Source organism: Pseudomonas putida (genome assembly GCF_028682635.1).
Lineage (GTDB): Bacteria > Pseudomonadota > Gammaproteobacteria > Pseudomonadales > Pseudomonadaceae > Aquipseudomonas > Aquipseudomonas putida_AE.
The window spans coordinates 1-25,043 of the sequence record NZ_JANHLK010000019.1 but is presented as its reverse complement, the minus strand read 5'-3'; the positions used below and the strand labels follow the sequence as shown (position 1 = coordinate 25,043).

General features: G+C 56.3%; 21 protein-coding genes and 3 pseudogenes. 16 read left to right on the top strand and 8 right to left on the bottom strand.

What is annotated here, in order from left to right; all coding sequences use genetic code 11:
- Positions 1-146 precede the first annotated feature (146 nt).
- The 7 genes and pseudogenes from NPS56_RS21535 to NPS56_RS21505 all read right to left on the bottom strand — a co-directional run.
- Positions 147-1,352 (bottom strand): STY4528 family pathogenicity island replication protein, encoded by a 1,206-nt coding sequence (locus NPS56_RS21535; protein WP_274076489.1) that lies wholly within the window; start codon positions 1,350-1,352, stop codon positions 147-149.
- Positions 1,346-1,897: a DUF2857 domain-containing protein gene (locus NPS56_RS21530; RefSeq protein WP_069557631.1), complete on the bottom strand. Its 552-nt coding sequence runs from the start codon at positions 1,895-1,897 to the stop codon at positions 1,346-1,348. Before NPS56_RS21530 ends, NPS56_RS21535 begins: the two co-directional genes overlap by 7 nt.
- 16 nt (positions 1,898-1,913) lie before the next feature.
- On the bottom strand, positions 1,914-3,452 hold the full coding sequence (locus NPS56_RS21525; protein ID WP_274076488.1) for a ParB family protein: 1,539 nt from the start codon (positions 3,450-3,452) through the stop codon (positions 1,914-1,916).
- Between the two features lie 14 nt (positions 3,453-3,466).
- Positions 3,467-4,345, bottom strand: a complete 879-nt coding sequence (locus tag NPS56_RS21520) for a ParA family protein (RefSeq protein WP_150752583.1) — start codon at positions 4,343-4,345, stop codon at positions 3,467-3,469.
- 4 nt (positions 4,346-4,349) lie between these two features.
- A complete protein-coding gene (locus NPS56_RS21515; RefSeq protein ID WP_191628326.1) occupies positions 4,350-4,520 on the bottom strand; it encodes an AlpA family transcriptional regulator in 171 nt (56 codons plus the stop codon).
- A 146-nt stretch (positions 4,521-4,666) separates the two neighbouring features.
- Entirely contained in the window at positions 4,667-5,404 is a 738-nt protein-coding gene (locus tag NPS56_RS21510) for a hypothetical protein (RefSeq protein ID WP_150752581.1), read from the bottom strand.
- Positions 5,405-6,133: 729 nt separating this feature from the next.
- Positions 6,134-6,331: pseudogene (locus NPS56_RS21505) on the bottom strand (formaldehyde dehydrogenase, glutathione-independent); the annotation flags it as partial.
- Between the two features lie 150 nt (positions 6,332-6,481).
- Between NPS56_RS21505 and NPS56_RS31210 the strand changes: the two are divergent.
- Together NPS56_RS31210 and NPS56_RS31380 are read left to right on the top strand one after the other, a co-directional pair.
- Positions 6,482-6,583, top strand: a pseudogene (locus tag NPS56_RS31210) (transcriptional regulator); the annotation flags it as partial.
- 1 nt (position 6,584) lies between these two features.
- Positions 6,585-6,654: pseudogene (locus NPS56_RS31380) on the top strand (hypothetical protein); the annotation flags it as partial.
- 760 nt (positions 6,655-7,414) lie between these two features.
- Here the strand turns inward: NPS56_RS31380 and NPS56_RS21500 are convergent.
- Positions 7,415-7,780 carry a nuclear transport factor 2 family protein gene (locus NPS56_RS21500; protein WP_274076487.1) on the bottom strand — a complete coding sequence of 122 codons (366 nt, stop codon included), beginning with the start codon at positions 7,778-7,780 and terminating at the stop codon, positions 7,415-7,417.
- 129 nt (positions 7,781-7,909) lie between these two features.
- Here NPS56_RS21500 and NPS56_RS21495 point away from each other — a divergent pair, with 129 nt between their 5' ends.
- The 14 genes from NPS56_RS21495 to NPS56_RS21430 form a co-directional block, all read left to right on the top strand.
- On the top strand, positions 7,910-8,377 hold the full coding sequence (locus NPS56_RS21495) for an Lrp/AsnC family transcriptional regulator (protein ID WP_274076486.1): 468 nt from the start codon (positions 7,910-7,912) through the stop codon (positions 8,375-8,377).
- Positions 8,378-10,358: 1,981 nt separating this feature from the next.
- Positions 10,359-11,120: an SDR family NAD(P)-dependent oxidoreductase gene (locus tag NPS56_RS21490; RefSeq protein ID WP_274076485.1), complete on the top strand. Its 762-nt coding sequence runs from the start codon at positions 10,359-10,361 to the stop codon at positions 11,118-11,120.
- Positions 11,121-11,132: 12 nt separating this feature from the next.
- Positions 11,133-12,326 (top strand): acetyl-CoA C-acyltransferase, encoded by a 1,194-nt coding sequence (locus tag NPS56_RS21485; protein ID WP_274076484.1) that lies wholly within the window; start codon positions 11,133-11,135, stop codon positions 12,324-12,326.
- A gap of 92 nt (positions 12,327-12,418) precedes the next feature.
- Complete coding sequence (locus NPS56_RS21480; RefSeq protein ID WP_274076483.1) at positions 12,419-13,546, top strand: acyl-CoA dehydrogenase; 1,128 nt, start codon at positions 12,419-12,421, stop codon at positions 13,544-13,546.
- A 67-nt stretch (positions 13,547-13,613) separates the two neighbouring features.
- On the top strand, positions 13,614-14,465 hold the full coding sequence (locus NPS56_RS21475; RefSeq protein ID WP_337994676.1) for an MBL fold metallo-hydrolase: 852 nt from the start codon (positions 13,614-13,616) through the stop codon (positions 14,463-14,465).
- A 739-nt stretch (positions 14,466-15,204) separates the two neighbouring features.
- Positions 15,205-16,440: a 3-methyl-2-oxobutanoate dehydrogenase (2-methylpropanoyl-transferring) subunit alpha gene (locus NPS56_RS21470; RefSeq protein ID WP_274076481.1), complete on the top strand. Its 1,236-nt coding sequence runs from the start codon at positions 15,205-15,207 to the stop codon at positions 16,438-16,440.
- A gap of 1 nt (position 16,441) precedes the next feature.
- The gene (locus NPS56_RS21465; protein ID WP_274076480.1) at positions 16,442-17,500 is read left to right on the top strand and encodes an alpha-ketoacid dehydrogenase subunit beta; all 1,059 of its coding nucleotides are present in this window, start codon (positions 16,442-16,444) and stop codon (positions 17,498-17,500) included.
- On the top strand, positions 17,501-18,778 hold the full coding sequence (locus NPS56_RS21460) for a dihydrolipoamide acetyltransferase family protein (RefSeq protein WP_274076479.1): 1,278 nt from the start codon (positions 17,501-17,503) through the stop codon (positions 18,776-18,778).
- Positions 18,779-18,781: 3 nt separating this feature from the next.
- Positions 18,782-20,164, top strand: a complete 1,383-nt coding sequence (lpdA, locus tag NPS56_RS21455; RefSeq protein WP_274076478.1) for a dihydrolipoyl dehydrogenase — start codon at positions 18,782-18,784, stop codon at positions 20,162-20,164.
- 250 nt (positions 20,165-20,414) lie between these two features.
- Positions 20,415-21,119, top strand: a complete 705-nt coding sequence (locus NPS56_RS21450; protein ID WP_274076477.1) for a helix-turn-helix transcriptional regulator — start codon at positions 20,415-20,417, stop codon at positions 21,117-21,119.
- Positions 21,120-21,421: 302 nt separating this feature from the next.
- Positions 21,422-22,567 carry a branched-chain amino acid ABC transporter substrate-binding protein gene (locus tag NPS56_RS21445; protein WP_274076476.1) on the top strand — a complete coding sequence of 382 codons (1,146 nt, stop codon included), beginning with the start codon at positions 21,422-21,424 and terminating at the stop codon, positions 22,565-22,567.
- A gap of 116 nt (positions 22,568-22,683) precedes the next feature.
- Positions 22,684-23,607 (top strand): high-affinity branched-chain amino acid ABC transporter permease LivH, encoded by a 924-nt coding sequence (gene livH / locus NPS56_RS21440; protein ID WP_274076475.1) that lies wholly within the window; start codon positions 22,684-22,686, stop codon positions 23,605-23,607.
- The gene (locus NPS56_RS21435; protein WP_274076474.1) at positions 23,604-24,860 is read left to right on the top strand and encodes a high-affinity branched-chain amino acid ABC transporter permease LivM; all 1,257 of its coding nucleotides are present in this window, start codon (positions 23,604-23,606) and stop codon (positions 24,858-24,860) included. Before livH ends, NPS56_RS21435 begins: the two co-directional genes overlap by 4 nt.
- On the top strand, positions 24,857-25,043 hold a 187-nt coding region (locus NPS56_RS21430; protein WP_274076473.1), incomplete at its 3' end, for an ATP-binding cassette domain-containing protein. The genes NPS56_RS21435 and NPS56_RS21430, both read left to right, overlap by 4 nt.

The following is a 25,043-nucleotide window of genomic DNA, read 5'->3' as shown; positions in this document are numbered from 1 at the left end:
AGTACCTCGCCGTCGGAATGACGCAGACAATGGGCTGTTCAGTGAGGCGCGGCGCGGATCAACGCGAAGGTGGTCCGCTCGCATTTACAGGCAGTGGATTTCCCTGGATTTGATGGCACCGGCATTGATTCCGCTGGCGTCCAATCTTAAGGCGCTGCGCCTATGCCGCGACAGCGTTGCTTCAGTTCCTCCAGGCACGCCAAGGCGAGTGGAGAGGCCGTGCGTTCGCCGCTGCGCCGTGGACGCTCGCAGGGCGGTTCTGCCTTCGGATCGCGGTGGGACGTGGTCACTGGCGGAGTCGTCTCGGCACGGGCCGCCCACAAGGTAAATTCCCCTTGGCAAGCGCGCTTGATCAAGCCCATCAGGTAGGCAACCGGTTTGCGGATCTCGCCGCGGGCGCACCGCACCGACGCTTCGTTGATCACTGCTTGTTGCTGTTCAGGTTCGAGCTGGCGCATCGCCTGGATGGCCATGCGTCGCTCGGTTGGGCTTAGTGGTAGGTCTTCTGGCCATCGGGCTTGGCCGAACTCCACCTGCGCCAGTACCGTACTTGTTTTGCTTTTCTCTTTTTGTACTGTACGGCCGGCGTCGGCATTCCGAATCACAGTCGAAATCGGCGCGTTGCTGCAGGGTTCGGAATCCGCTGGCGATGCGCCTGCAGTTTGAATCTGGTGGCTTTTTCCAAGTTCGGAATTTTCCGCACCTTCGCTGGTTAGGGGTAGCGATTGCTGCTGAGCTGGCATAGCAGGTGAGGCGAGTTTCTCCTTATCGACCGCCGCCACTTGTGGGTCTGCGTAAATTTCCTCAATCACATGCTGCGCCACGTCACGCACGCCTTTCGTGGCGTGGGTGAGGTTCTGCTGGAGCAGCGATGCGTAGCCGCCGTCGAGCTCAAGCTGTTCGGCGGGAGTCAACGGGTCACCGTGCAGCACGTAAACGCAGCCCCGAAGGCAGCCTTGCGCATCGCGGGAGCGGTCGACCAAGCTGAGCCAGCGGGTAGTACGGAGTACGTTGAGCGCTCGGGCGATGGTTTCGCGTGATGCCTGGGAACCGCAGGGGCTGGTGGCCAGGTAGGGCTGCAGGTCCTGGTAGCGAGGCGTTTTCACCCGGCGTTCGGTGATCAGCCAGCGCAACACCTGCCAGGTGTTGCGCTCCAGCGGCGTCAGCCGGCGATCAAACAGCAACGCTTGGGGCAACGGATCATTGTCGCCATAGTAGATGGTCCGTAGCGGTGCCTCCGCAGTGGAGGCAGCCATTTGGGCCTGTGACGCCTGCCACTCCAAGCGTCGCCGGAGCGCGTCGTAGCACTGGCGCACCACATCTTGCCAGTCGACCTGGTAGAAGTTCAGCATGGCGCACCTCCGTACAGTTCAATCTGCTGCCAGATCAGGGTCAGGCTGATGTGTTGTTCCTCCGCCAGCATCATCATCGCGTCCAGTGGATCGTTGTCCGGATCGTCTCCCCGCAGTTGGCTCCAGCGGTTCCATACGGCATGCTCTTGCGCTTCGCTGAGCTGAACCGGCCGACCGCGGTGGGTCTCGATTTTAAGCACGCGACGACGCAGCGCGGTTTCCGAATGGTCCAGGCCAAAGCAGCGGTACATGATGCTGGAACTCGCGCCCAATTTGAGCGCCCGGTTGATCAGCCGCTCGTTTTGTTCATCCCGTTCGGCCTGGGCGATGAGGCGTCGCAGTACGGTCGTGTCGACTTTGACCTCCACCCAGGCGATGGAAGAGTGCGCCAGATGGGACAAGGTGGTGGGTGGCAGCGACTGCAGTACCTCGATGTCTTCATCGGCCAGCCCCAAGGCCTTGCACCGCTGCAGGCGTCCATGGCGCAGCTCATACAACACCTGGTTCAACATGGCATGGTTCAATAGGTTAAAAGTCGTGGTCATGAGGCAGTTCCTCACGTTAACGAGTGGGCGACAGCGTCATATCGATCAGCCGCCGGGCGTGGCGGATCAACGCAAATAGTTGCTCCAGCTGGGCATCGGGGAGCCGCTCGAGGCCAACTGTCAGAGAGGGGCGTTCGGCAAATGGTAGGTCGTAGGCCCCGATCAGCAGCTGACCAAACAACGCGGCCGGCAACTGCTGACGTTGTTCCCAGATCACGTCATCTTGCAAACGCAGCAGCGCTGAGAGCAGAAGCTGAATGCCGGTGTATCGCGGGCTGAGCCGCTCGCGGTGCTCCAGTGACAGGGTGAAGCCCAGGCCGTCAGCTTGCGGCCTGACCAATGCACTGGCGTCGGCATATTTGGCTAGATCGGTCGCCAGTGCAGCGCAGGTCTCGCGCAAGCCACGGATGCCATCCAGCACGGTGGTGTGTGGTGTAGCTGAGCTCACCGGTGACTGAACGTCATGAATACCGCCGGGATGCTTCACAGCCGGCAGCTCGTCACTCAGCGCCTGTCGAATATGGGAAAGGCGGGGTTCTTTCGCCGACGAAGGGTCGCCGCCACTTCGCCGTTGCTCGGGACTAGACGACTCGATTGATGTTTCGGAGGCGTGCACGTTTTCTGGTGACGGGTGTGGAGGATCGTCTTCCACGCTTTGAGGCAGAGGGTGAGCGTTGTTTGATGCGTGCGGCGGCACACGCTGTTCCTGGTGCATTTCCAGGGCCAGCAGGCGGGGTGTCTGGTTCAGGATCACTGCCATTTTGGCGATCAGCTCGTCCTGCAGCTCACTCGAATCCAGTTCGGATTTTTCACCTTCGAATGTCGACAACACCTCTAGCCACAGCAGAGCGAATTGTTGGGCATCACCAAAATACTGGTTCCAGGTCGACTCCGCTCGGCGCCGCAGTGTGATGAGCCGCTCGATGGCGGGCTTGCCGAGACCTGCATAGAGGACCTGTGGAATTGCAGGTAGCAGATGCTCGAGCGCATCGAACATTCGGCTGATATGAGATTGCGAGACAGGGTATCCACCTTGGCTCAAGCGCGCGGAGAGCTCACGCTGGCTCAGGGGGGCACCAGGCTTCTGAAACATTTCCTCGAGCTTCGCCACAGCCAATGCTCGCTCAATGAACGTGAGCTGGCCATGCAAATCGCTCTCGGCCAAGTGCCCGAGCAAGGCATGCGATTCGGATTGCCAGGGACGGAACAGGCAATGGATACGAAAGAAACGCTCCTCGCGGGTTTCCTGCCAGAGCTCACCGAGGATGCTCAAGCGGGTGTTGCCGCCGTTGCGGATGATGAAATGCTGCTCATTCGGGCGACGCGTTATGGAAGGCGGCTGGTCCAGGCCGCGTTCGCGTATCGAGGCTTTGAGCTCGTCATACAGCGGGTTACGGATGACACGCGGATTGAGCTCGTAGGGATGCAGTTGCTCGAGGCTGACGACCATCGGCATGTCGCCGACAGGGCCGGCCGTGACCTCACGGCCCGGCTTCTGCGGGAAATGGACTTGCTGCAGTTGACGCGTGATTTCTTCGGAGGTCGGCGGCTTCATCACAGGTCCTCGGATCAGCCGCGACGGATAAGTCGGCTGTCAGCTGTTGACGATAGGCTAGGCCCGCTCCTCGGCGATGAGCTCAGCTGGTCGGTCCACTCTGGAAACAACTCGACCGCCAAAGCGCGCATTACGTCAGCTGCGCAAGGGCTATTGCTCCCGGATGGTGGGGCGAAGTCGACGCGGTGCACGGGCAGCCCCAGTGAGGCCGCATTGAGATAGGCCACTCGATCGGGAATCACCGTGGCGCAGACGCTGACATGAGGATCGGTCTCGAAGGATGCTTTCAGGCTCTCCATGATCAAGCGGGTATCGCGGCGATTGGCGTTGACCTGGTTCATCAACAGCTTCACCGACGGCAATGCTACCCCCAGGTAGCGGTACGGCTCCAATTCCTCAAACAGCCCAAGCGTGCCGCGCCTCAGCTCGCGCGCTGCAAGCATTTCCGGCGGGACTGGGCAAAGTGCACAATCGGAGGCGAGGATGGCCATCTCCACCACGACGCTGCGCGCGCCTTGGGTATCGACGATGAGCACATCGTAGCGACCCTGGAAGGCTGGCAGCAGGTTGCGCAGTCGAAGGCGGCCATCGTCCGCTTGCATCAGCAGGGCGTTAATATGCCCGGCGCGGTCGTTGGACACAATCAATTCAAGGTGTTGAATGACGGTGGTGGTGATCACCTGCTCGGGATCAGTGAGCCGTTGCGAGATAAGTTCGTAACTGCCGGCCTCTCGGAGCTCGCACAAGGCGAAGTAGCTGGACAGCGTCGGTTGGCTGTCCAGGTCCAGCAGCAACACCCGCAAGCCTGAGTCGGCGAGCAATCCACCAATATTGGCGGCGACGGTGGTCTTGCCGGCGCCACCCTTGGTCGAGATCAACGAAAGAACTTTCATGCCGCTAGACTCCTGTCGACAAGCGATCCTGAACCCACTGCTCAATCTCTAGTGAGTCCCAACCGACGGCACGCGTGCCGATGCGGCGGCATTGCGGGAAGAGTCCGGCTTTCATCAGGTTGTAGATGTGTGAGCGTTTGAATCCGGTTTTTTGTTCGACCTCATCACGACGCATGATGTGGCGATCGGCAGGGTTGATAGGTTGCACGGTGTCACTCCTTAGCGCCGGATAGCGCGTGGTGGGATGTGACACTCAGTGAAGGCCGGCAGAGGAGAGAAATCATTGCCAGGCAATGGCACCCATTGCCTGGCAATTCGCTCTTAGACCTGTAGGGCTTGGGCCAAATGCCGGCGAGCTTCGGCAAATTTCCGATCAAGGGTGCGTTTGCTCAGACCAGGAAGACCAGGGAACTGCTCGGTAATGGCCTCGACAACTGCAGCCTGGTTCTTGTAAATCGACCGCGGTTGGCCGCTTCTGGATTTGCCCAGCATGACCGCCAGTAGGGCGCCAATGATCGTGTAGTGCACGAATGCGGACGCTTCGGAGGGAACCTCAAATGCGCCAAGCTGCGCGGACAGCCCCTGGTGGTCGAGGGCGAGAGCCGCCGCCTCGTCGGCGATTGCCGAGTGCGCTTGGCGTAGTTTTTCAATTTCGCGGGCGCCGGTGTCTCGCTCCGCTTGCAGGGCCAGATACGCAGTCAGGCTTACGCATTCGGAATGGTCGATATTCTGGGAAAATAGGAATGCTGGCTTTTCTTCTGGGTAATTGCGTGCAAACCAAACCCGGAGATCAGAATGGCGAATGGACCAATAGACACGTTCAGCCTTGTCGTTAGAAGTGATTGGGCGTCCAAGGTAGGTCGCGGACAACTCGCCACAGAAGATAGCGTCGTAGATACATTCGGCGTAGGCGTGGAGAAAGGGCCATTGCGGGAAATGCTTGAGCAGACTACCGGGGTGAGAGAGATCTACCTGCAAAATTTCGCCTTGGTGGTCGGCGAGGTCGCACCAGAGGATCGCGGCATCGATAGGGTGGTAGGAGTTTCTGATCGAGACCATGGTAAACAGCCTCCTGCTGAATTTGTCCTAAATTCGCTGGCGGGGGCTAAAGCTCTAGGCCTCTGTCGAGCGAACCAGATTCCTAAAATCAATTTTGGATCCAATTATGGTGACAGCTCTACATGGGGATAGTTCGCTCACAATAGACGCGTTAGCGATAGTTTTTGGCGTAAGGCAGGAGGACAGCGCCAAACATTGAACACGCAGTTGCCTTAGAGGTATTGCAAACTCCGGCTTGAGCGCCTCGATCGCATTGCGACGCGGATGAGTCAAAATGACTGCGTAGCGACGATTTCGTACTGCACTACGGCCTACGTTACTACAGCTGTACAACGTGGTTGTTCGGCTGGTGAAGTCAGCGATTTAACATGTGTGAGAAGGGCAGAGCTGCTTGAAGAGCGAAGGGTCGACCGACTGACCGAGCCCTTCTTGAGCTCAAGTAATGATTAACCACCTTGGCGACTCAGCATCGGCCAAAAAGCCGCTGATCCTGAGCTATTAAAAGGTGAAGGGTCAGACTCGGTGACATCGATGTCGAGTCACGAATTGCTCGCAATGTTTCAGCCTTGTGCGAGCGGTATCCTGTGTATAAGGCGTGGTCACCGGCCTGGTGCTTCCTGCGTTGGAAACCGGTTCTTCGCCGATGTTCACAACCAGTGCTCTGTATCTAGGTATCTAGTAATTTCAGCACGGCGGGCCGATCACGTCCCGCCGTGCTGACCCGATCCGTTAACTGAACAGGCGGTGGGGGTCGATGACGAACTTCTTCGGCACGCCGGAATCGAACTCGCCATAACCCTGCGGTGCCTCGTCGAGTCAGATGACCTGTACGCCTACCAATTCGGCGATATTGATGAGATCCCACATGATCGTTTGCATCAGCTGGCGCTTGTACTTCATCACCGGGGTCTGTCCGGTGTGGAAGTGCGTGCTGCTCATGCCTATGCAAACGGGGCAAAGCGCAATTGCATTTTACAGGTACCAATGCGATAGCTCTGCTCGCGGATATTTTCAACCTTTGCATTTGCTCGGTGTCATGGTGGTTACGCGAGAGGCCATGTTGGCAACGGCGCCTTCGCCAAATCTGGCGGCCGCAAGCCATTCCAAGTGAAGGTATGTAAATGACCTTACACCGGCGAAGTCGTCGAAACGAAAGGCGGTAACCACAAGACGCTGAAAGCGTCCGGCCTACTATCCAGCGGTATTAGATGTATATCTACGGCTACCTCAATCGGATTCAGTCCAGCCGTCCGCGGTGCTGACAAAAAGTTTGGGGACGACATTGATGTTTCGTCGATCGCAGTTTCTTCTCGCTCGAAGACGATGGGCTTAAGGCAGGTGTCGCACCGGTATATGCCCTCGCGCAGCATTTTGTTGTGCTTTCGCTTGCTAAGGAGTCCCGCTCTCGCCGTTGCTGTCGAATATCCAGCTCAACGAACTCGACCGCGAGCTGGAGCGGCGGGGCCAATGGGCAGGGCCTATGGTGGAATCGGGAGCGTCACATATGAATCTTTGGGATCGACTCGGTTTGATCTCGATACTACATACAATAAACGGCTTAACCGCATAATCTGAACGGCCGTATACGGAACCGTACGTACGGTAGTGTGAGAGGACGACGAATGTAAAATCCGCCTACTACTCAATGATTCACGAACGTCCCGGGGCTTACGCCGTGGACGAGGCGGGTCACCTCTTCATCGTCGAGGGTGGCAATGATGAGGACGGCGCGAAATGCTGGGTAGTGGCGATCTTGTCTACGGTAAGGGGCATGATCACCTGGTAATTCCAGGAAACCAACGCTCGGTTACCCGTGAAAGGATCGCAACCCACTGAACATCCGAGAAGTCAAAACAGTCCGCCGCTGGTGTGCATCAGACTAGTGCGGCCAGCAACGAGTTCTCGTGCCTAGCCGTCTAGCCTTTAGAGTTCCTCGCGGTTGTCCGCACCGTATTGTGTCTGGAAACAGTTTGAAACCTATAAAACAAAATCTAATTAAAGCACTTAATGCTATCGCTCGACATATTCATATCCCAGAGCTAGATAAGTTTTTCGCTTGTTGACTTTATTTGATTCGTTGAATTGCCAGATATCTACAAAATCAACTTTGCGCGAATCCCCCTCTGCGCCCGTTCCAACAAAATTCCCTGTGACGATAACTATGCGGTGCTCTTCGCAGAGTACTACACGGTCTAGAATGTGCTCGCCTCTAATTTGGCGTTTGTTAATAAAGAAGTCGCTTATTTCATCTATCCCTCTGTAAGTGATATCTGCGCGTTCATAGATAGCATCAAGAGAAAACATCTCCAATATTTCGGATATTTGTTGGTTGTCGATCTTTGGGTAGTAACCAGCGATGAGAAATTGCTTGTTCATGGGGTTGCTCAACTAAAAGTTATTTGGTTGAGGTATTATCTTATCAATTGTAGGTATTTTCATTTGATATGTTATGCAGAAAATGATATATGTGGGTTATGTATTAATGTAGTTTTGTGAGATTTGGGTATGAACATAACCTTGGATGCTATAGACAAAAGCATCATTCGCATACTTCAGGAGGACGGGTCTCTGTCTATAGCGGATCTGGCTGAGCGCATTGGTATGACCGCTCCGCCGTGCTGGCGAAGAGTTAAGCGCCTCAAGGAGTCTGGTGTTCTCGAGCGGCAAGTCTGGCGCGTTTCACCTGAAGCATTAGGTCTGACAGTCGTCATTTACGCCACGGTTAAGTTGGTTGCGCATGACGTACAAGCAACTGTTGCGTTTCAAGAACAAGTCAGGAGCATGCCAGAAGTTCTTGAATGTTACATTTTGCTAGGCAGCATTGATGTATTGTTAAAAATCGCGGCAAAAGACATTAAAGGCTATGAGGATATCTTTTATAAAAAATTGTCCCAATTACCAGGGGTGCGAGAAATAAATTCCAGCGTGGTGATGAGTCACGTCAAGAATTCATTTGTGTTACCGCTGGATTAAAAAGCATGGAGCCGAATAAAGGCAGGACGATGTATCAGTAGCGCATAATTCAACGGGGCAGGCTAATATTAAAGGTCCTGAAATGGTCTTGAACCGTATGGAAGCGAGGACCAAAGTTTAACAACCGTTCCGATCAAGCGTCAGTTTTATTATGTCAAATTTCATTGTCCTAGGCTGGCGAGAAACATCGCGCAGCCTGTGACATTGTTCGCGTTGTCGAGTTTGTGACTGGTGCGTAAGGGGTTGTTGGGTGCGGGAGAGGTTTGCCTTTTTATGCGTACTAATAGCGCTGAAACAGAGCATTGGGGGAAAAGTCATGATTTGAAGACCGTAGAGGTCCGCTTTTCGACCAAGTCAAATTTTTGGGCCTCATGCGGAGAAAGCCTAAATAGCCCTTGGGTACTTCAGGTCTGCCCTAAAGCGCGCACCCGAGCGTGACGGAGCGTCAGATTTTGGATTGATGTATGCCAAGCATGGAATTCGCGACTGGTCGTTGGTGGGATGACCGAGCAGATGTGGACAGAATGGGTCGTTAGTACAGCCACCAGTTTCGGCGTCTTATGGTGGCGGGCGGAAGCCCGAGTCCCTGTTCGAATCGCGTTGTGGTGGAGCTGCTACGCTCGATTGTTAGGTCAAACACGGGGAAGTAGCGGTGAATGCAAAGCCAACCGTCAAATATTATCAGTTTCTATCCGGGATCCTGCCTTGAGCTAGTCCTAGTGACGCCCTTCGGTAATCTGCTGCGTCCGGGTGCACTGTGGTTTCCCCGTGGTGATGAGTTGCCGATGTACCTCCATAGTGAGAGCAACCTGTAATTGCTGAACTCTAGCGGCTATTCGGCGATCACCATCTTCGCATTCTGGTAAAGCTCCGTGGTCAGCGGTTTTCTGCTTGATCGTATTGTCCGCCGCAACAACATCGTGCTCTCCGCTTTATGTGCGTCATCACTGTGCAGCGTTGTGCGTTTCTCTTCGCCGAGGCCTCAGGGGGCTGTCGCATTCTGCTTGCAAGTTTTCCCTAGGCGTAGTCTCGACGCTGCGAACGCGTCAGAGCCCCCGTCACTGTCACTCGTCACCGGTAAGGAGAGGCACTCGCGCCTGTTGATCATTACCTCAGATAGGTGAAATTCACGACTAATACCTTATTAGTACGGATCACCAGCATCGATTTCCACGCTCTTATGCTCATCTGCTGGTTGAACCAGGTTGTAGCTAGATTCTTACCCTCGGTTAGGACGTTACGCTTGAGCAGCCCCTGAAACATTACAGTCGCATTGCCTGAGTCATGACGTCTGGTGAGGTCGATTTTCCTCTGTATCCAACTAGCTACCTGTAGGCGGCGCTGCGACAGGCGCTGGAGCAGTCGGGATGAGTTGTGATGACGGAGTGAGGGTGTCAGCCGCGTCGCATCCACGACATGACTCGACTGGGCGTGGTCGGCGTCGGCGTCGGCGTCGGCTATCACGCATTTTAGGGTACTGATTAGTCAATGGATGACGGAGGAATAATTCACTTATTTGTTGATGATTTTTGGTTTATTTGACCTTTTGTGCTGAAAAAATCAACTAAATAGGGAAAAATATTCTTCTGGTGCGAGCGTATCTTAGGTTTAGGAAAACGATTCGAACATTCGACCTACCGGGTATCGCGAGGAACACTTACCGCGGACGTCAGATCTCCAATGGCGTTATGCGGCGCATCCATTCCCGTGGATATTTCAACACTATGTCGGTATCGGTGGCCTTCCCTTTATGGGTGACGGCATATCACCCACATGCAATTGGATGCCTGGATGGTTGGTTCGCCACTGCGTTTTAGACGGGCTCCAACGCACGTCCCAAACAAGGGTTGTTGCGCTGAACCGTCAAGAAATCGATTGACCAGTGCGATCAACGCGCTGGCATTAACTCCAGAATGCCGGCCAGCGGTAGCGAGCTGGCGCAGATTAAAAGTATTAGTTTAAATCCAAGGACAAATATCTAATGCAGATTTACAACAAGGTTTTTCTCGTCACCGGTGGCGCTTCCGGCCTCGGTGCTGCCACCGCTGAAATGCTGGTCGCGGCCGGCGCCAAGGTGATGCTGGTGGACATGAACGCCGAAGCCGTCGCGGCGCAGGCCCAGCGACTGGGCGCGCTAAGCGTGGTGGCGGACATCAGCGACGAAGCCGCGGCCGACGCGGCAGTGCAGGCCACGGTCAAAGCCTTTGGCGGACTCAATGGCCTGGTCAACTGCGCCGGTATCGTGCGTGGCGAGAAGATCCTCGGCAAGAACGGTCCGCACGCACTTACGAGCTTCAGCCAGGTGATCAACGTCAATCTGATCGGCAGCTTCAACATGCTGCGCCTAGCCTCGGCGGCGATTGCCGAGACCGAAGCGGACGCTGATGGCGAGCGCGGCGTGATCATCAACACCGCCTCGGCGGCGGCCTATGACGGCCAGATTGGCCAGGCGGCCTACGCGGCCTCCAAGGGTGCCATCGTCAGCCTGACCCTGCCTGCGGCCCGTGAACTGGCGCGCTTCGGCATCCGCGTAATGACCATCGCCCCGGGCATTTTCGAAACGCCGATGATGGCCGGCATGACCCAGGAAGTACGCGACTCCCTGGCCGCCGGTGTGCCGTTCCCGCCACGCCTGGGCAAACCCGCCGAGTACGCGTCCTTGGTCCGGCATATCATTGAAAACAGCATGCTCAATGGTGAGGTGATCCGTCTCGACGGCGCCTTGCGCATGGCGGCCAAATAAGGAGGATTTGTCATGACCATAACCAACGATCCGATTGTTATCGTCAGCGCCGTCCGCACCCCGATGGGCGGTTTCCAGGGCGAACTGAAAAGCCTCACCGCGCCGCAACTCGGCGCCGCCGCGATCAAGGCCGCGGTTGAACGTGCCGGCGTTGCCAGCGATGCCGTCGACGAAGTGTTGTTCGGCTGTGTACTGCCTGCCGGCCAGGGCCAGGCCCCGGCGCGTCAGGCGGCGCTGGGCGCCGGGCTGGATAAATCGACCCGTTGCACCACCCTCAACAAGATGTGCGGTTCGGGCATGGAAGCGGCCATCCTGGCCCACGACATGCTGCTGGCCGGCAGCGCCGAGGTGGTCGTCGCCGGTGGCATGGAGAGCATGTCCAACGCGCCGTACCTGCTGGACCGCGCCCGCAGCGGTTACCGCATGGGGCATGGCCGGGTGCTGGATTCGATGTTCCTCGACGGCCTAGAAGACGCCTACGACAAGGGGCGCCTGATGGGCACCTTCGCCGAAGACTGCGCCGAGACCCATGGCTTCAGCCGTGAGGCCCAGGATGCGTTTGCGGTGGCTTCGACCACCCGCGCCCAGCAGGCCATCAAGGACGGCAGCTTCAAGGACGAGATCGTGCCGTTGACCGTCACCGTCGGCAAGGAACAAGTGACGATCAGCAGCGACGAGCAGCCACCGAAAGCCCGGCTGGAAAAGATTGCCTCGCTGAAACCTGCGTTTCGCGATGGCGGTACCGTGACGGCAGCCAACTCCAGCTCCATCTCCGACGGCGCGGCGGCACTGGTGCTGATGCGCCGTTCCGAAGCCGACAAGCGTGGCCTCAAGCCGCTGGCGGTGATCCATGGTCATGCGGCATTCGCCGATACCCCGAGCCTGTTCCCGGTGGCACCGGTGGGCGCGATCGAGAGGCTGATGAAGAAAACCGGCTGGTCGCTGAACGACGTCGATCTGGTGGAAGTCAACGAAGCGTTCGCCGTGGTCAGCCTGGTGACCATGACCAAGCTGGAAATCCCTCACGAAAAACTCAACGTGCACGGCGGCGCCTGCGCCCTCGGCCACCCGATCGGTGCATCTGGCGCGCGGATTCTGGTGACTTTGCTCTCGGCGTTGCGCCAGAAAGGCCTGAAGCGCGGCGTTGCAGCGATCTGCATCGGCGGCGGTGAGGCTACGGCCATGGCCGTAGAATGTCTCTACTAAGGCTTACCACATCCCTGTAGCAGGCTCGCTCCCAGAGGTTCAGTGCTCCAGCAAGGTATTTTGTACGAAGGCTTGATTTTTTAGGATTGACCATGATCCCCAATGACGACCAACAACAAATCCGCGACATGGCCCGGCAATTCGCCGAGGAACGGCTGAAACCGTTCGCCGCCGAGTGGGACCGTGAACACCGTTTCCCCAAGGAAGCCATCGCCGAGATGGGCGAGCTGGGCTTCTTCGGCATGCTGGTACCCGAGCAGTGGGGCGGTTGCGATACCGGTTACCTGGCCTACGCCATGGCCCTGGAAGAAATCGCCGCGGGTGACGGTGCCTGCTCGACCATCATGAGCGTGCACAACTCGGTGGGTTGCGTGCCGATCCTCAATTACGGCAACGACGATCAGAAGGAGCGCTTCCTCAAACCCCTGGCCAGCGGCGCGATGCTCGGTGCTTTTGCCCTGACCGAACCGCAGGCTGGCTCCGACGCCAGCGGCCTGAAAACCCGTGCGCGCCTGGAAGGCGATCACTACGTGCTCAACGGCTGCAAACAGTTCATCACCTCCGGGCAGAACGGCGGGGTGGTGATCGTGTTCGCCGTGACCGACCCGGCTGCCGGCAAGCGCGGCATCACGGCGTTCATCGTACCCACCGATTCGCCGGGCTATAAAGTCGCCCGGGTCGAGGACAAGCTCGGCCAGCACGCCTCGGACACCTGCCAGATTCTCTTCGAAGACGTCAAAGTGCCAGTGGCCAACCGCCTGGGTGAAGAAGGCGAAGGCTACCGGATCGCCTTGGCCAACCTCGAAGGCGGGCGTGTCGGCATTGCCTCGCAATCGGTGGGCATGGCCCGCGCCGCATTCGAAGCGGCCCGCGACTATGCTCGTGAGCGCGAGAGCTTCGGCAAGCCGATCATCGAGCACCAGGCCGTGGCATTCCGTCTGGCGGACATGGCGACCCAGATCGCCGTGGCACGGCAGATGGTGCATTACGCAGCGGCGTTGAGAGACAGTGGAAAACCGGCGTTGGTGGAAGCGTCGATGGCCAAGCTGTTCGCATCGGAAATGGCTGAGAAAGTATGTTCGTCGGCGCTGCAAACCCTGGGTGGCTACGGTTACTTGAACGACTTCCCGCTGGAGCGGATCTACCGCGACGTGCGGGTCTGCCAGATCTACGAAGGCACTAGCGATATTCAACGCATGGTCATTTCGCGCAGTCTTTGACTCCTAGTTTGTAGAAGTTCAGGTATTGAGTCTAAAGAGTGCGGGGAGTAGGACTGTGTTTCGAAGATTGTCCAGCATCAATGGTGCACCACGGAAACTTGATGCCGGCGTATTGTTCGGCAGTACACCTCGAGAGATCTGGGGGCAGTGGTTTCGGCCCGATCACGACAATCAGGTGGAACTGGTCTCGCGGGCGTTATTGGTCCAAGAGAACGGCCGCAACATTCTGGTCTTGGCCGGCAGCGAATCTCTATTGGCTCCGCAGCCAAGATCCTGCCGCTGTCAGAGTCAGGTCATTGGACTCCTCGACGGGCTGGCTAGGTTTGGATTGAGCGAGAACGACATTAATCTTGTTTTACTTACTCATTTGCATGCTTGGCCCTCCCCAGCACAATCCCAAGCATTTAGTGAGGGAGCAACACTGCGCTTGCTTTTCCCCCGGGCACGATACTTCACGGGTGAGCGGCATTGGCGTCGTGCACAACGTCCCCATCCCCATGATCGGGGACGGTTTGTATCTTGGATTCTTAGCCAACTGGAATGCAGCGGGCGCTTGCAACTGATAGAGGGAGGTCATTGTAGCGAACTTGGCAAAGGCTGGTATCTGCATGTCAGCGACGGTTACACCCCGGGTCAATTGTTACCGGAAATCAGCTTGCCGGGGGGGCCGTTATTTTTCGCGGGCGACTTGATCCCCGCTATTCATTGGCTGGATCTTCCAGTTACCAGCGGACTGGATCGCGATGCTGAAGGCATTATCGGTGAGAAGGAGTGGATACTTGACCATATGGTGCAAACCCGCGGTCGTCTATTCATGGTGCGTGATCCAAAGCATGCCGTGGTAAAGGTATCGCGCGACCGCCAATCGCGTTACAAACCGTACGAGTATTCTATGCTGTTAAGCAGCCAGGAGACATAGACTGGGTACATCTAGTGCGCAGGGCGTTTCATATAAGTATATTAAATTATAAGTTAAGGTGTTGTTGGCTTAGATGCCGAAAAGTATTTTAGTTCAGCAACATACCGCTTAAACGCGGCGCCAATATTTACGGCCAAATATTGTCTGTATCGACCCTCTGATGAACTAATTTTATCACCTTCACAAGGCCGCTTGCGCTCATGCAGTGTTCATATAAATCGACTTGGCTTGTTAATCAATCGCCAAGCTTTAACTCCCGCGGAGAGCCTTGCAGTTCACTCATTTCTGCATATGTACATCAGGCGAGTTGCATAACATTGGTGGGTTTCAAATCTCATACAACATCCTCTCGTCGCAAGAAAAAAAATTTCATTATTTACCGAGAGTTCGAATGTTGAGATGGCTCTATTTGACGAATTTAGAGGGTGGTTGTTACCCGGCTTAAAAATTTGTCACTTTGATCCTCGGCTTACTGCTGATCAGCAAAACTCTGAACGCCATACCAAAACCCAAGTAAGCCTCTCTCGTTTTTCGAGCTGAATGATGTGAAGGTAGGAGGATAAATTCACCTTTTTGTTGATTGTTTTTGGTTAAAATGACCTTTTATCGATGAAAATCAACAAAAATGAGAAAAAAATTCTTCTGCTTCGGGCGTATCTTAGGTTTCAGAAATCACCGTTCCATCGTTATCTAGCTGTCGCGCACATGAATATTACCTACAAGATAGAGCGTAGAAGCCATGAACCAAGCGTATCAACCATTGCGCCTGCACGTTCCCGAACCTTCGGGCCGTCCAGGTTGCAAAACTGACTTTTCCTACCTGCGTCTGACTGATGCCGGTACGGTGCGCAAACCCCCCATCGACGTTGAACCTTCTGACACAGCCGACCTGGCCAGTGGCCTGATTCGCGTGCTTGACGACCAGGGCAATGCCCTGGGGCCGTGGGCCGAAGGCGTGCCAGTGGAGGTCCTGCGTAAAGGCATGCGCGCCATGCTTAAGACGCGGATTTTTGACAATCGTATGGTGATATTCCAGCGGCAAAAGAAAATGTCGTTCTACGTACAAAGTTTGGGCGAGGAGGCTATTGGTACCGCCCAAATTCAAGCGTTAAAAGCTGAAGATATGTGCTTCCCCACTTACCGTCAGCAAAGCATCCTGATTGCACGCGATGTGTCGCTGGTGGACATGATCTGCCAACTGCTGTCCAACGAGCACGATCCGCTCAAAGGGCGTCAGTTACCTACCATGTACTCGGTACGAGATGCTGGCTTCTTTTCCATTTCTGGCAATCTCGGTACACAGTACGTGCAAGCGGTGGGTTGGGGCATGGCCTCGGCAATTAAGGGCGACACTAACATCGCCTCGGCTTGGATCGGTGACGGTGCTACTGCTTCATCCGATTTCTACAATGCTCTTACCTTTGCTCACGTATACCGCGCCCCGGTGATTCTTAACGTGGTCAACAACCAGTGGGCCATCTCTACCTTCCAGGCCATTGCCGGTGGTGAAGCCACCACCTTCGCCGGGCGTGGCGTCGGTTGTGGCATTGCCTCGCTGCGGGTCGACGGTAACGATTTTGTCGCGGTCTACGCTGCCTCCGCCTGGGCCGCCGAACGTGCGCGCCGCAACCTCGGTCCAACCTTGATCGAATGGGTCACCTACCGCGCCGGCCCGCATTCCACGTCGGACGATCCATCCAAATACCGCCCTGCCGACGACTGGAGCCACTTCCCGTTGGGCGATCCGATCGCGCGCCTCAAGCAGCACCTGATCAAGATCGGCCACTGGTCCGAAGAGGAACACAGCGCCGTCAGCGCCGAACTGGAAGCCGAAGTGATTGCCGCGCAGAAACAGGCCGAACAGTACGGCACTCTCGCAGGCGGCCAGATTCCAAGCGCCGCGACCATATTCGAAGACGTCTATAAAGAGATGCCGGAGCATTTGAAGCGCCAGCGTCAAGAGCTGGGGATCTGACATGAACGATCACACCTCTACCCTCAAGCTGGATACCGCCATGACCACGACCACCATGACCATGATCCAGGCCCTGCGCTCGGCCATGGATGTGATGCTTGAACGTGACGACAACGTCGTGGTGTTCGGCCAGGACGTGGGCTACTTCGGCGGCGTATTCCGCTGCACGGAAGGCCTGCAGACCAAATACGGCACCTCCCGCGTATTCGACGCGCCGATCTCCGAAAGCGGCATTGTGGGCGTGGCCGTGGGCATGGGCGCCTACGGTCTGCGTCCGGTAGCCGAAATTCAGTTCGCCGACTACGTGTACCCGGCCTCCGACCAGATCATTTCCGAAGCCGCGCGCTTGCGTTATCGCTCGGCCGGTGAATTCACCGCACCAATGACCGTGCGCATGCCGTGTGGCGGTGGCATCTACGGTGGCCAGACCCACAGCCAGAGCATCGAGGCGATGTTCACCCAGGTGTGCGGTTTGCGCACCGTCATGCCGTCCAACCCCTACGACGCCAAGGGCTTGCTGATCGCCTCCATCGAAAACGATGACCCGGTGATCTTCCTCGAGCCCAAGCGCCTGTACAACGGCCCGTTCGACGGCCACCACGACCGCCCGGTGACCCCGTGGTCGAAACACCCGGCCGCGCAAGTGCCAGACGGCTACTACACCGTGCCGCTGGACGTCGCCGCCATTACCCGTCCGGGCAAGGATGTGACCATCCTGACCTACGGCACCACCGTGTATGTCTCACAAGTCGCCGCTGAAGAAACCGGCATCGATGCCGAAGTGATCGACCTGCGCAGCCTGTGGCCATTGGACCTGGAAACCATCACCAAGTCGGTGAAGAAAACCGGGCGCTGCGTGATCGTGCACGAAGCGACTCGCACCTGCGGTTTCGGCGCCGAACTCGCCGCGCTGGTGCAAGAACACTGCTTCCACCACCTGGAAGCTCCAATCGAACGCGTCACCGGTTGGGACACCCCCTACCCGCATGCGCAAGAGTGGGCGTATTTCCCTGGGCCGTCCCGTGTGGGCGCGGCTCTGAAACGGGTCATGGAGGTCTGAATGGGCACGCACGTTATCAAGATGCCGGACATTGGCGAAGGCATCGCAGAAGTTGAATTGTCACAGTGGCACGTCAAGGTCGGCGACCTGGTCGTCGAGGATCAGTTGCTGGCCGATGTCATGACCGATAAGGCGATGGTGGATATTCCGTCGCCCGTGCATGGCAAGGTCATTGCCCTTGGCGGGCAGCCGGGCGAAGTCATGGCGGTTGGCAGCATCCTGATCAGCATTGAAGTCGAAGGTGCGGGGAACGTTAAGGAGTCGGCTGCGCCAGCGCCGGCCGCCATCAAGGAAGCGCCGGTAGTCACAGCACCGAAAGTTGAAGCGGTCGTGGCAAACAAGCCGGTGGCGGCACCGCGTCCGGCGGCCGTATGCCAGGGACCGATGGTCGCTCGCGAAGCCAATGAGCGTCCGCTGGCCTCCCCGGCCGTACGCAAACATGCGCTGGACCTCGGTATTCAGTTGCGTCTTGTACGTGGCTCCGGCCCGGCCGGTCGTGTGCTGCACGAAGACCTGGATGCCTATCTGGCTCAGGGTCAGTCCAACGCGTCGACCGTCAGCAACGCTTATGCCCAACGCAACGACGAAGAGCAGATCCCGGTCATCGGCATGCGCCGCAAGATCGCCCAGCGCATGCAGGACGCCACGCAGCGTGCCGCCCACTTCAGCTATGTCGAAGAAATCGACGTCACTGCCGTGGAAGAACTGCGCGCGCACCTCAACGAAAAATACGGTGCCACCCGCGGCAAGCTGACCTTGCTGCCGTTCTTGGTCCGCGCCCTGGTCGTTGCCCTGCGTGATTTCCCGCAGATCAACGCCCGCTACGACGACGAAGCTCAGGTCATCACCCGCTTGGGCGCGGTGCATGTCGGCATCGCCACCCAGGCGGATATCGGCTTGATGGTGCCTGTGGTGCGCCACGCTGAGGCTCGCAGCCTGTGGGACAGTGCCGCTGAAATCTCCCGTTTGGCCACTGCCGCCCGTAAAGGCAAGGCCAGCCGCGATGAACTGACCGGCTCGTCCATCACTCTGACCAGCCTCGGCGCGTTGGGTGGCATCGTCAGCACACCGGTGCTGAACCTGCCGGAAGTGGCGATTGTCGGCGTGAATAAAATTGTCGAACGGCCGATGGTGATCAAAGGCCAGATCGTGATCCGCAAGATGATGAACCTCTCCAGTTCCTTCGATCACCGCGTGGTCGATGGCATGGACGCGGCGCTCTTCATCCAGGCCGTGCGCGGCCTGCTCGAACAACCCGCCACCCTGTTTGTGGAGTAAAGAATGCAGACTCTTAGTACCACGCTGCTGATCATCGGCGGCGGCCCTGGCGGTTATGTGACCGCGATCCGTGCCGGCCAGTTGGGCATTCCAACCATTCTGGTGGAAGGCCAATCTCTGGGCGGCACTTGCCTGAACATCGGCTGCATTCCGTCCAAAGCGCTGATTCACGTCGCCGAGCAGTTCCATCAGACCCGGCATCACAGCCAGCAGTCGGCGCTGGGCATCACCGTGTCGGCACCCACGCTGGACATCGGCAAAAGCGTCGAGTGGAAGGACGGCATTGTCGATCGCCTGACCACCGGCGTTGCGGCGCTACTGAAAAAGAACAAGGTCCAGGTCATTCAAGGCTGGGCCAAAGTGGTTGACGGTAAAACCGTCGTCGTCGGCGACACGCGCATTATTTGCGAACACCTGGTGCTGGCCACTGGGTCCAAAAGCGTGAACCTGCCGATACTACCGATTGGCGGGCCGATCATCTCCTCAACCGAAGCGCTGGCGCCGACGTCTGTACCGAAGCGGTTGATCGTGGTGGGTGGCGGCTACATCGGCCTGGAGCTGGGGATTGCCTATCGCAAGCTTGGTGCCGACGTCAGCGTCGTCGAGGCTCAGGAACGCATCCTGCCGGCCTACGACGCGGAATTGACCCAGCCCGTACACGACGAACTGAAAAAACTCGGCGTAAAGCTTTACTTGAGGCATAGCGTGCAAGGTTTTGATTCATCGGCAAATACTTTGCAGGTAAGCGACCCTAATGGCGACACCCTGAACCTGGAAACCGATCAGGTAATGGTGGCCGTTGGTCGCAAGCCCAACACTCAAGGCTGGAACCTCGAAGCGCTGAACCTGGACATGAACGGCGCATCGATCAAGATCGACAACCGCTGCCAGACCAGTATGAGCAACGTCTATGCCATCGGCGACCTGAGTGGAGAGCCGATGCTCGCCCACCGGGCCATGGCCCAAGGCGAGATGGTGGCCGAGCTGATCAGCGGCAAGAGCCGCGAGTTCAACCCCACCGCCATCGCCGCCGTGTGCTTTACCGACCCGGAACTGGTGGTGGTCGGCAAGACCCCAAACGATGCCAAAGCAGCTGGGCTGGACTGCATCGTGTCGAACTTCCCATTCACCGCCAATGGCCGGGCGATGACGCTCGAGTCCAAAAGCGGCTTCGTACGCGTGGTCGCTCGTCGGGATAATCATGTGATTGTTGGCTGGCAGGCGGTGGGGGTCGGGGTCTCCGAATTGTCCACGGCGTTCGCGCAAAGCCTGGAAATGGGCGCGCGGCTGGAGGACATCGGCGGCACCATCCATGCGCATCCAACGCTCGGCGAGGCGGTGCAGGAAGCGGCGCTGCGTGCCTTGGGGCATGCGTTGCATCTTTGAGTTGGAGTAAGAGGGGGCGCTCGCTCGCAAATTCATTGTAAATGCGCCTGACGTCTGGGCTGACTTTTTGATGAATAGGTCACGCTGGCGCGCGATGTGAGTTGAGGGGGAGTGGCAGCCCTATGAGAAAGCTGCGTCCGCCTCGTAACAAACCCGGCTAGACCTCTACGCGGAATTCAAATATTTGTTGATTTTTCAACAAGGGGTCGACATAATCAGTGCTATCTAGGACTAATATGGTAAAGCCGTTATGACGGTGCATGAAAATCTTCACTCGGCTGAGCGACAACTGACGATCAAGGTGCTTCATAGTGCTTTGAAAATGCTTGGCAGCGTAGTGGGAAGGCATATTGAAATCGTGTTGCACGATTTGACGATGCCCGAGCGATCGATCCTTGCTATAGCTAATGGTCATATCACAGGGCGTCGAGTTGGTGGGCCTGTTCTGGGCGGGCCACTCGATGACTTAGGGTTAATCGCAGTTAGACAAGCGCTTGAGGATCGTTCCAGTACCGAACCTTTGCTGGTAGAAAACTACAAAACCATCGCGCCTGGCGGTCGCCAGTTGATCAGTTCTTCCGTGGTATATCGGGACAGTGGTGGTCTGCCTTTCGCTAGCCTGTGCATTAATGCTGATATGAGCGGAATTGCAGCCGCTCACGCTTGTCTCGGTGGACTTCTCGGGCTGATCGCGGCGCCGGAAATGCCTAGTGATGATCCTCAGGATATGGAGCGATTGATGGCGGAAATCATCATTAGCGCCTGTCCGACTGGAGCTTTAAGGTTAAAGAAATCCCAAAAACTTGAAGCAGTTCGCTTAATGCAGAACCGCGGTTTGTTTATTGTCAAGGGTGGGATCGAGAAGGCCGCTGCCGCGCTCGGCGTTACTCGTTACACCATTTACAATTATCTGGACGAGATTCGGGTTTTAGAAGCATCCAGTGAGAAGGAGTGAGTGCTGTGATAGTTGATGGTGCATAGAAAAACTTATGAGCTTTATCTGGGGGCTCGGATGGAATTGGGTCCCCTCTAGCTTGCCACTGAAGTTATCCTTAACTTAGGTTTTGCTGTTTTTAGTCGCGCGATTAAAATCGCGGTCGGAATACTTTTGCTCAAAAAAGGTGTCAATTAGAATAAAAAAACATAAAAAAACCAAGTGCAATACGTGTCAACTGCCAAAAAAACAAAAGCACGGATACGCCAGCATGATCTTCCGATTCATGCTCTTTATCCAATAAATAGTAGTTGGAGGACGTTATGAAAAAAGTTCCAGATCTTTCGCGCACCTGTGGGCGAATTCGGGCGCGCAATGTATTTCTGATCGCTGCGTTGTCAGCTATCGCCAGTTATTCATTTGCTGCGGACACTATAAAAATTGCACTGGTAGGTCCGCTTAGCGGTCCGGTAGCACAATATGGTGAGATGGAGTTTGTTGGCGCCAAAATGGCCATTGAGCAAATCAACAATGCTGGAGGAGTTAACGGTAAGAAGCTCGAAGGTGTTGTTTACGATGATGCTTGTGACCCTAAGCAAGCGGTAGCAGTTGCAAACAAAGTGGTTAACGACGGCATAAAGTTTGTGATTGGTCATGTCTGCTCAAGCTCTACGCAACCTGCGTCAGACATCTATGAGGACGAAGGAATCCTAATGGTCACGGGCTCGTCGACTAATCCGGAAATCACAAATCGTGGTTACAAGATGATTTTCCGGACCATCGGGTTGGATAGTATGCAGGCCCCTACTGCGGCGGCTTACATTGCAGAGCGTGCTAAGCCTAAGGTTATCGCTGTACTTCATGACAAACAACAATATGGTGAAGGTATCGCCACTGCTGTAAAGAAAAGTCTCGAAGGTAAAGGTGTAAAGGTCGCGATCTTCGAAGGCATTAATACCGGCGAAAGGGATTACTCTGCCATCATTGCCAAGCTTAAGCAGGCGAATGTTGATTTTATCTACTATGGTGGCTATCACCCGGAACTAGGCTTACTAATACGCCAGTCTTCTGAGCGCGGTCTGAAAGCACAGTTTATGGGGACTGAAGGTGCAGGGAATAAGGAGCTTTCTGCAATCGCGGGCCCAGCTTCTGAAGGGCTCCTGGTGACCCTGGCAGAACCTTTCGACGAAGATCCAAAAAATAAATCAATCGTTGATGCCTTTAAAGCAAAAAATCAAGATCCAAGCGGTATCTTCGTTTTGCCTTCGTATGCTGCACTATCAGTTGTTGCCGATAGTATCAAAATATCAAAAAGCGAAGATCCCCTTAAAGTCGCTGACGCACTGCGTAACAATGCCTTTGATACGCCTACTGGTAATTTGTCCTTCGACGAAAAAGGCGATCTTAAACACTTCAACTTTGTTGTTTATAAATGGCACCAAGACGGTTCTAAAACCTTGGTTAAATGATAAGTCTATAATTCAAAGCCCATTGTGGATGCAGTGGGCTTTGCCAACGACTTGCTTGCACGGACACACTTGTGCCTCCCAGTTCGGCTCACTTTTGTGGTCGAGGAGCCCCCCTGATGCCTGATATTTATCACTTCTTCCAGCAGTTAGTTAACGGTCTGACCGTTGGAAGTACATATGCCCTGATTGCCATTGGTTATACGATGGTTTACGGCATCATAGGAATGATCAACTTCGCCCATGGCGAGGTGTACATGATTGGTTCCTATGTAGCCTTTATTGCCCTTGCAGGGCTGGCTGCCTTTGGATTGCAAAGCCTCCCGCTGTTGATGATCGCTGCTTTCGTGGTGAGCATTGTCGTTTGTAGCGCCTACGGTTACAGCATCGAACGGATCGCCTACCGCCCCTTGCGTGGCAGTAACCGCCTAATTCCATTGATTTCCGCCATCGGTATGTCGATCTTCCTGCAGAATACGGTTCTGCTTGCGCAAGATTCCAAGGATAAATCCATCCCCAACATGGTTCCGGGCAGTTTCACCTTCGGGCCAGGTGGTGCACATGAGGTGCTGGTCTCCTATATGCAAATCATGGTGTTCTTAGTGACCCTAGTTGCCATGCTTGGTCTGACGCTGTTCATCTCCCGCTCTCGCCTGGGCCGCGCCTGCCGTGCCTGTGCCGAAGACATCAAGATGGCCAATCTACTCGGTATCAACACCAACAACATCATCGCCCTGACCTTCGTCATCGGTGCTGCCCTTGCGGCCATCGCGGCCGTGCTGCTGAGCATGCAATACGGCGTGATCAACCCGAACTCCGGTTTCCTGGTCGGCCTCAAGGCCTTCACCGCAGCGGTACTGGGCGGTATCGGCAGCATTCCGGGCGCCATGCTCGGCGGGCTGGTACTGGGCGTGGCGGAAGCCTTCGGTGCCGATATCTTCGGCGACCAGTACAAGGACGTCGTGGCTTTCGGTCTCCTGGTTTTGGTGTTGTTGTTCCGGCCAACTGGCCTGCTGGGTCGTCCGGAGGTTGAGAAAGTATGACTAGGAATCTTAAACAGGCGTTCTTCAGCGCCCTCCTGGTATGGGCGGTTGCTTACGCGGTGCTGGGCTTGAAGCTGACCATCGTCGGCATCAATCTGGAAGTGCACAATACTAATCCGGCCATTCTGGCAACCATCGCTGTATGTTCAGTATTGCTGTTCTTGCGGGTGCTGTTCAGCCACCAAATTAGCTTGGTCTGGCGTTCCTCGCCTAGTTTGCCACTGATTCCGGCCAAGGCCAGTAACTTCCTGACCCTACCGACCACCCAGCGCTGGATCATCATTGCGCTGGTCGCCGGTGCACTGGTGTGGCCGTTCTTCGGTTCTCGCGGCGCGGTGGATATCGCGACGCTGGTGCTGATCTACGTGATGCTGGGTTTGGGCCTGAACATCGTGGTCGGTCTGGCTGGCCTACTCGACCTCGGTTACGTCGGTTTCTACGCCGTCGGCGCCTACAGTTATGCGCTGCTTTCGCACTACTACGGTCTGAGCTTCTGGATCTGCCTGCCGATTGCCGGCCTGATGGCCGCCACCTTCGGCTTCCTGCTCGGTTTCCCAGTGCTGCGGCTGCGCGGTGACTACCTGGCGATCGTGACCCTGGGCTTCGGTGAAATCATCCGTCTGTTCCTGCGTAACCTGACCGAAATTACCGGTGGCCCGAACGGCATCAGCAACATCGAGAAGCCGACGTTCTTCGGCCTGACCTTCGAACGCAAAGCTGCTGAAGGCCTGCAAACGTTCCACGAGTACTTCGGACTGGAATACAACTCGATCAACAAGGTGATTTTCCTCTACCTGGTTGCGCTGTTGCTTGCCCTGGGTGCGCTGTTCGTCATCAACCGCTTGCTGCGCATGCCCCTGGGCCGCGCATGGGAAGCCTTGCGTGAAGACGAAATCGCCTGCCGTGCATTGGGTCTGAACCCGACCATCATCAAGCTCTCGGCGTTCACCCTGGGTGCCAGCTTTGCCGGTTTCGCCGGTAGCTTCTTCGCTGCCCGTCAGGGACTGATCACGCCGGAGTCATTCAACTTCCTGGAATCGGCAACCATCCTCGCCATCGTGGTGCTGGGTGGCATGGGCTCGCAGCTGGGCGTGATCCTGGCCGCCGTGGTGATGATCCTGCTGCCGGAAATGATGCGTGAGTTCAGTGAGTACCGCATGTTGATGTTCGGTGCCTTGATGGTGCTGATGATGATCTGGCGTCCTCAAGGTCTGCTGCCCATGCAACGTCCTCACTTGGAGCTGCGCAAATGAGCCGTGAGATCCTAAAAGTAGCTGATTTGAGCATGCGCTTCGGCGGTTTGCTGGCGGTCAACGGCGTTGCCTTGAGCGTCAAAGAGAAACAAGTGGTTGCACTGATCGGCCCCAACGGTGCCGGCAAGACCACCGTGTTCAACTGCCTGACCGGCTTCTACAAGCCAAGCGGTGGCACCATCA